Source organism: Candidatus Neomarinimicrobiota bacterium, from assembly GCA_034716895.1.
In the GTDB taxonomy this organism is placed as follows: domain Bacteria; phylum Fidelibacterota; class UBA8477; order UBA8477; family JABMPR01; genus JABMPR01.
Map to the genome: position 1 here is coordinate 1 of JAYEKW010000251.1, position 6,960 is coordinate 6,960.

The 6,960-nt window shown below is 42.4% G+C and carries 3 protein-coding genes and 1 tRNA gene; all 4 read right to left on the reverse strand.

Features of this window, described 5'->3' with window-relative positions; genetic code table 11:
* Positions 1-83: 83 nt before the first annotated feature.
* The 4 genes from U9Q77_13745 to U9Q77_13760 all read right to left on the reverse strand — a co-directional run bounded on the left by U9Q77_13745 (position 84) and on the right by U9Q77_13760 (position 6,850).
* A tRNA-Pro gene (locus tag U9Q77_13745) sits at positions 84-163 on the reverse strand.
* A gap of 311 nt (positions 164-474) precedes the next feature.
* Positions 475-1,959: an aminotransferase class V-fold PLP-dependent enzyme gene (locus tag U9Q77_13750; GenBank protein ID MEA3288420.1), complete on the reverse strand. Its 1,485-nt coding sequence runs from the start codon at positions 1,957-1,959 to the stop codon at positions 475-477.
* A gap of 143 nt (positions 1,960-2,102) precedes the next feature.
* Complete coding sequence (locus tag U9Q77_13755; protein ID MEA3288421.1) at positions 2,103-3,896, reverse strand: cytochrome c biogenesis protein CcdA; 1,794 nt, start codon at positions 3,894-3,896, stop codon at positions 2,103-2,105.
* A gap of 113 nt (positions 3,897-4,009) precedes the next feature.
* Positions 4,010-6,850: an insulinase family protein gene (locus U9Q77_13760; protein ID MEA3288422.1), complete on the reverse strand. Its 2,841-nt coding sequence runs from the start codon at positions 6,848-6,850 to the stop codon at positions 4,010-4,012.
* Positions 6,851-6,960: the final 110 nt, after the last annotated feature.

Below are 6,960 nucleotides of genomic sequence, written 5' to 3' on the forward strand. Positions count from 1 at the left end.
GACTAAATCTGCTATTTTGGCAGCTTGGATATAAAACAAGAAAGCCCCTAACTCGTTATGGGTTAGGGGCTTATCTAATGTCGAGGTGATAGGATTCGAACCTACGGCCCCCTGCTCCCAAAGCAGATAGAGTGCTATTTTCAGACTATTTTCTTAAACCCTTACATAGCCTTGTAAACTAGCAATAGAACCATTTAAAGGCTGGAATTAACCATTCTCAGGAATGGCATAAGGTGAACAATTTTCTAATGATTTCTTAATAATCAGTAGCCTGAGAGTAGCCAAATCGGGTTTGGTAAGTTAAAAGATGTAGGTTCAATATTAAACAGGACTTTCACTAAGATAGTGTATATTTCTCATCACTAGCAGATAATAGAATTCATCCATCTATGCTTTACATACTGCAATTGTCAGGTAAGACAGAAGCCTGCCTCATACATACACTCTCAACCCCAATCATCTATATCCTTTACCCTAGCTCAAATACCGGTCAATCTCATCGCAGATGTTAAAATAGGATTGGTGCTCTGGGTAGTAGGACTTGTGCTGGTAATCATTGTCGTTATTGACCTCATAGTGATTCGTATATTCAACCGCATGTTCGATGATATCCTTTAGTGCGGCTAGGAGACTCTTAACATCTTCTGTGCTGGAGTACATGCCAAAACTGGCTCTTACCATACCAGCGACACGCATAAATTCATCACTCATATTCCCAAAATCAATTGATCCAAATGATGATTGTAGTTCATCAGCCATCATTTCTTTAACATAAGGATGGGCACAGAAACACTGGTTTCGTACAGCAATATTAAAATAGTCATTGAGAATAGCAGCTACCAGTCCATGGTCCATTCCACGGATATTGAAAGATATTGATGCTGCCCGTGGACAATCCTTGGTATTGGTGCCTCCATAAACTTTTATTTCAGGTATTTCCCGCATGCCTGCAAGCGCCTGTTCTAGGATAATGTCTTCTTCTTTCAAGAGATATTCCATTCCAATGCGGTCAAGAAACTCAATGGTAGTTGCCAGTGCAATTGCTCCAGGAATATTTGGTGTTCCGGCTTCTTCACGATCCGGGAAGCTTTCTTTGACCTGGTAACGGTCTTCCAGAACACGATCTACCATCCCACCACCAACCTCTTCAGGTTCAATCTGACCCAGTTGGTCCTTACGCGCAATCACAACACCAGGTGAACCCGGTGTATAGGTTTTATGACCAGAAAACACAAGGGCATCAATACTGGCCTCAGGATCATCTGGGTGGAACATTTTTGTGGGCAGATGAGCGACGCTTTGAGCGCCATCAACCATAATAAAAGCACCGTATTTATGGGCTAGTTTGGCGATTTTATGAATTGGATTAATTATCCCGGTCACATTACTAACCGCCGTGATTGAGACATAATTTATATTTCCTGCATGCTCCCTTAATGCTGCTTCTAATTTTGGTAAACTAATGCACATTTTGTTTTCATCCAGGCCCTCGACAGGAACATGAATTACATGTTTTAGATGCTTACGGTGGGGCAAATCGTTGGAATGGTGTTCCATTATGGAAACGATAGCAGTATCACGGTCTGGGTTAAGATCGCGAAAAACGCGAGCCATGCGATTGATCCCGGAGGTCGTTCCCGATCCTGTAAAAAAACAGGTGTAGATCTCCGGATCGGCTCCTATAAACGAGAGAATTCTGGCATGAGCCCAATCATAAGCAGCCGTTGAGATATGAGCGGAATGATGAAGTTTGCTGTGTGTGTTAGAATAATGCGCCAGGAAATTCTTGGTAATTTTGGCAGCTGGACGAAACATGAGCGAGCTGGCAGTAGAATCCAGATAAATTCGACGGGTCTCTTCTCCCCTAGCATTTTTATAGGTCGTATCCAAACCAATAAAATCTGAACGAACTCTATCCAATAGAGCTTTCTTAGATAGAGGTGCTGTTAAAGATCCCATTTACAAACTCCAAAATATTTTCAAAATAAATTACTGCTTATGTATGCAATACATTCAAGACTCATTTATAATTAATCAGCTCAATCGATAACAGGTCAGGCGGCATACGTTTACCTGACCTCTGGCACATCAAGTACTATTGCTTAAATCGCTTTTTTCATTCGATTTAAAAAATCTTCAGCATTCTCGAATCCTGTAGAGCGGAGTGACTTCAGCTCCTCCCCACCTTTAAAAAAGATATAGGTCGGCACCCCTTTGATTGAGAATTGTTTTAGCAAGGACTGCTCAAACTCACCATTCTGGTGGGTCATGTCGAGCTTTATCGCCGTAAAGTCTTTTGAGGCACTAACAACTTCTGCATCGGGGAAGGTAAATTTATCCATTTCTTTACAAGGGATACACCAGTCAGCATAGACATCAATCAGTATGGGTTTGCTGCTGGTCATTAACTCATCCAACTGTTCCTGCGTTGTTGGGTGTGTCCACTCAATACCACCAGAGGTAATTTCTGGTTCAGGGATACCCATCCAGGTTCCAATGATAATAAGGATTATTGCAATAGCCTGTTTAGATCGATTAAAGGCTACATTACCAACACTACTATTCTCAAACATGATTAAATATGCACCAGAACCAATTAAGAAGATGGCCATGACTGGATTCGCAAATGCTCCCATCAGGGGCATTACGAAATAGATGGCCATTGCGATCAATACAAAACCAAAAATCACACGCACACCGATCATCCAGCTACCAGAGCGTGGCATAGAGGCTAGTTTGCTTGAATACATGGCTAAAAATAAATAAGGTAATCCAAGCCCCATGGCCAAGGTAAAGAACATGGAAAAACCGAGGACAACGTCTTGTTGAGCTGCTACGTAGGTGAGCAAGCCAATGACAAACGGACCTACACAAGGTGCAGCTACAATACCTAAAGTGAGTCCCATAAAAAATGATCCAAATATACCTGCTTTAGATTGACTTGCTGCTGTCATGAGACCTGTAGGTAAGCGGAACTCATACACGCCAAACATTGAAAGTGAAAGTCCGACAAGGATAGCAGCGATACCAATCAAGACTATTGGATTGGTCAACAATGCTCCAAATAGTCCACCCCCTAGTGCAGCAACAACCCCAAGTATAGAATAGGTAACTGCGATTCCCAGGACATAGGCTAGGGCCATCCAAAAGGTCTTACCCTTACTGGCACCTGTCCCGCCAAAAAAGCTGATTGTAATGGGAATCAGGGGGTACACACAAGGAGTTAAATTCAGTGCTAAACCACCAAAAAAGATGATGGCGAAGGTTAAGATCATGCCGTATTGGTCAACCATCCCTGAGATATCATCATCTTCAAGTTCAGCGGAGGACATCTGCTGTTCGGCCAATTTGGCATTCACAGCATTTGAAGTAAATATCTCAGGGTATACCGCATGGCTTAAGCCTACTTCAATAACCACAGGCAGCTTAAGTTCAAAATTTATCGTTGTTGGGATCAGACACTGGGCATCATCACAGGCCTGGTAATACACTTCACCTTTGATTAACAAACTCTCGGTAGCCGTTGAGCTGATATCGAGGGTTGTTCTTAGAATCAATTGATCACCATAGACAGCTGCTGGTTCTGTGGCACCTGCTACAGCAATCATTTGTGGGTCTGGATAGTCCCAATCATTGACACCAAACGCAGTCCCTTCAGTAAATATCGTGGGAGAAATCGGAATGGTAAAGTCACCTTTTCCTATAGGGGAATAAACATGCCAGGGGTGATTGATATCAACGATGAGGGCCACATCAAGTGCTTCTCCTGCAATCGCAGCATCTCGACTACTAAGCAGTTCTACTGATAAAATATCATCAGAAGATGTTTCTCCAAATAGGCTGGTTGATGAGGTGATTATCAGGAGTATAATTGATAATTTTAAATAATTCCGCATGTTTTTTTCCTTATCGTCAAATGGTTTTAGCTTTTCAAAAATGACCTTTAATCAAATCAATCAATACACCTGGACACCTTTGGTGTGTAATCAATTGATTATGATAACTATGGTTACTTCCCTTGCTCTCCGTTCTCAGGATAGAGTGTTACCTGAATCATATTATTCAGATCAAAATGTTTTGCCGCTACGGCCTGTGCATCTTGTGCAGAAAAGCCATCTACCAACTCATTATATTTCATAAAATCTGCTAAATCACGACCCTCACGGTAATAGACAGTCAGGTAGTTCAGCCAGTAGGAATTTTTCTCGATATTAATTTCCCGTTCACGACGCTGACTTTCCTTGACCTTGTCTATGGTCTTTTGTTCTGGGGGATTGTTCATGATTGATTTTATTTCAACCATAACTGCATCGGTTAATTCCTGTACGCGTTCAGGAGCACATCCAAAGGCAATATTGAGTGAATATTCTGCGGCGGGTTCTTTGGAGGTACTGGCCCAGACACCTATCCCGTAAACACCACCCAGGTCCTTTCTCAGCACTTCAGTTAACCGGATTTTCAACACCTGCATCATGGAGAACAAGTCATAACGGTTTTGGCGGGTATAATTAAAGTCACCAGAAAAAACAATACGGGTCGTACTTTTCTGATCGATACCGTGTTTAACTTTTCGGTTAATCTTTCCACCAGGGGTGCTAATCTTTTCATCAACCCAGTTTTCTGCTCTGTTCGGGGCTGGTAGTGAACCGAGATACTGTAGAATCAGAGGTGAGATCAGATCTTTGTTAAAATTCCCAACAAATAGAAACGTGAAGTCGCTGGCATCAGCAAAGCGGTCGTTGTACAATACCTGTGCTTTTAAAGGATCTACTTGATCCAACATATCCACGGTCATGGGTTGTCTTCGTGGATGATGGCCATTCAAAGTCACACTTAACGTGTCTCTGTAAGCTGCTTCAGGACTCAAGCTTGCATTCTCTAACATGGATCGAAACTGGGTCATGAGTGAGGTATACGCTTCTTCATCTTGTCGGCTGGCGGTAAACTGGAGATAGATCATTTGAAATAACGTTTCCAGGTCAGTTGGAGATACCGAGCCATCCATACCTTCATAAAGAGCATCAATATAAGGCGTTGTTGAAACTTGCTTTCCTGCCATATATTTCTTCAGATCTACCAGACTGAAATTACCCATACCATTATAATTCATTATTTTCGCAGCCAATTTCCCCGTAATCAAATCCTCATTTGAGAAGACAGAATAACCACCAGGGCTGTGTGCCTTGAAAAGAATTTCATCATTTTTAAAATCTGTAGATTTAAGTACGACTTTAACACCATTACTCAGGGTCATCTCGTGCGTATCGATATCTTCATAATACTTGGAATCCAAAATACTACCAGGTTTGGGCAAGTTGGCAATAAGTGGTTCTGTGGATACATTATCCACGTAGGGTTCAATTGCCAGAGTTTCAATTGTTGCCATGACTGCAGCCAGTTCTTCTTCTGTAGCTGGGGTTAACCCTTCTTTCTCAGGACCAGATGCCGTAACCACCCGGTTTGCATCAGTAATAAACTCCTTACCCAGCGCGTTCACTGCGGCCAGCTGTATGCCGGGAAGCATCTGCTGATAGAGTTTATATATATATTCGATGCCTGGCACTGCTTCTGCTTCCAGGAAATGTTGTTTGAGTTCGGATGCAATTCGTCGGGATTCCTGTTTATCGCGTTCCTGATAACGTTTTTCAATACTGCTGAGAACCTGCTTCTTAGCCCTGTCCAGCTCGGTAGAAGTAAATCCATACCGACGAACACGTTCACCTTCGATCAGGATAGCTTCTAAACCTTTTGCTGTTCCCCCTTCAACAACACCAGCGTTTAGCATGACCATATCTGTTGTTCTGGCCCAGCTCTTTTTTCCTGAGTAACCATACAGAAAGGGAGCATCTGCTTTTTGAGTAATTTCATTGAAACGGGCATTTAGCATTTCATGATAAAGTCCTTCAACAATGTTCTCTCGGTATTCCCTAACGGTTCTGTCAATCTTGGAAGGATGCTTGAAAAGCACGCTTACATAAGAGCGAGTGGCTTCAGGATCTGATGCAAGGGCATATAGCGTCTCTGCATGACCTGGAACATCGTGACTTATGCGTTCACGAGTCACTTCAGGGTTTGAGATACTAGAAAACAATTCCTTAATCCTGGCCTCGATGACTGCAGGCTCAAAATCACCTACTGCTATAATTGCCATGAGGTCTGGGCGGTACCAAGTACGATAAAAGCTGCGTATTGTTTCGTAACTGGCATTTCTAATGACATCCATAGATCCAATGGGCAGACGTTGAGCATATTGAGAGCCTTTGAACATGAGGGGCAACTGTTTATCGAATATCCGTTGATTAGCACCTTGACCCATACGCCATTCTTCTACAACGACACTGCGTTCTTTATCAATCTCCTCACCACCCAATGTAACTTTATGGGCCCAATTTTCTAAAATTTGCAGCCCCTTATCCAGTTGTTCCGAACTATCTGTAGGAATATGGAGCATATAGACCGTCTCATCAAAGCCGGTGTAGGCATTCAAATCTGGACCAAAGCGCATCCCAGTTGATTCCAGATAATTGACCAGGTCCTGTTTTGGGAAATCTTTGCTACCACTAAAACTCAGATGTTCCAGCAGATGAGCTAGGCCAAGTTGATCATCATCCTCAAGGATGGAACCGGCATTAATTACCAATCGTAACTCAGCCCTATTTTCCGGATTACGATTCTCCTTAATATAGTATTTAAGGCCACTATCAAGCTGGCCTATGATCAGCTCCGGATCAAGTGGTAGAGGTGAATTATAATCAATTGTATCATCATTGGCTGGGGTGATAGAAACACAGGCTGCTGTGAGCAGAATGAGACCAAGCAGGCCGATAAGTTTAATTTTTGAATCGAACATATTTATTTCCTCTATTTACAACAACTGTCAGCATACCTGGTAAAATTTATTTAGCTTGAACTGGTCAACTATTTTTTTTATACCGGTTTGATCTTGTTTCCAGCCAATCA

Coding starts and splice junctions, on each gene's coding strand:
- U9Q77_13750 (MEA3288420.1), bottom strand. CDS start 1,959: ATGGGATCTTTAACAGCACCTCTATCTAAGAAAGCTCTATTGGATAGA.
- U9Q77_13755 (MEA3288421.1), bottom strand. CDS start 3,896: ATGCGGAATTATTTAAAATTATCAATTATACTCCTGATAATCACCTCA.
- U9Q77_13760 (MEA3288422.1), bottom strand. CDS start 6,850: ATGTTCGATTCAAAAATTAAACTTATCGGCCTGCTTGGTCTCATTCTG.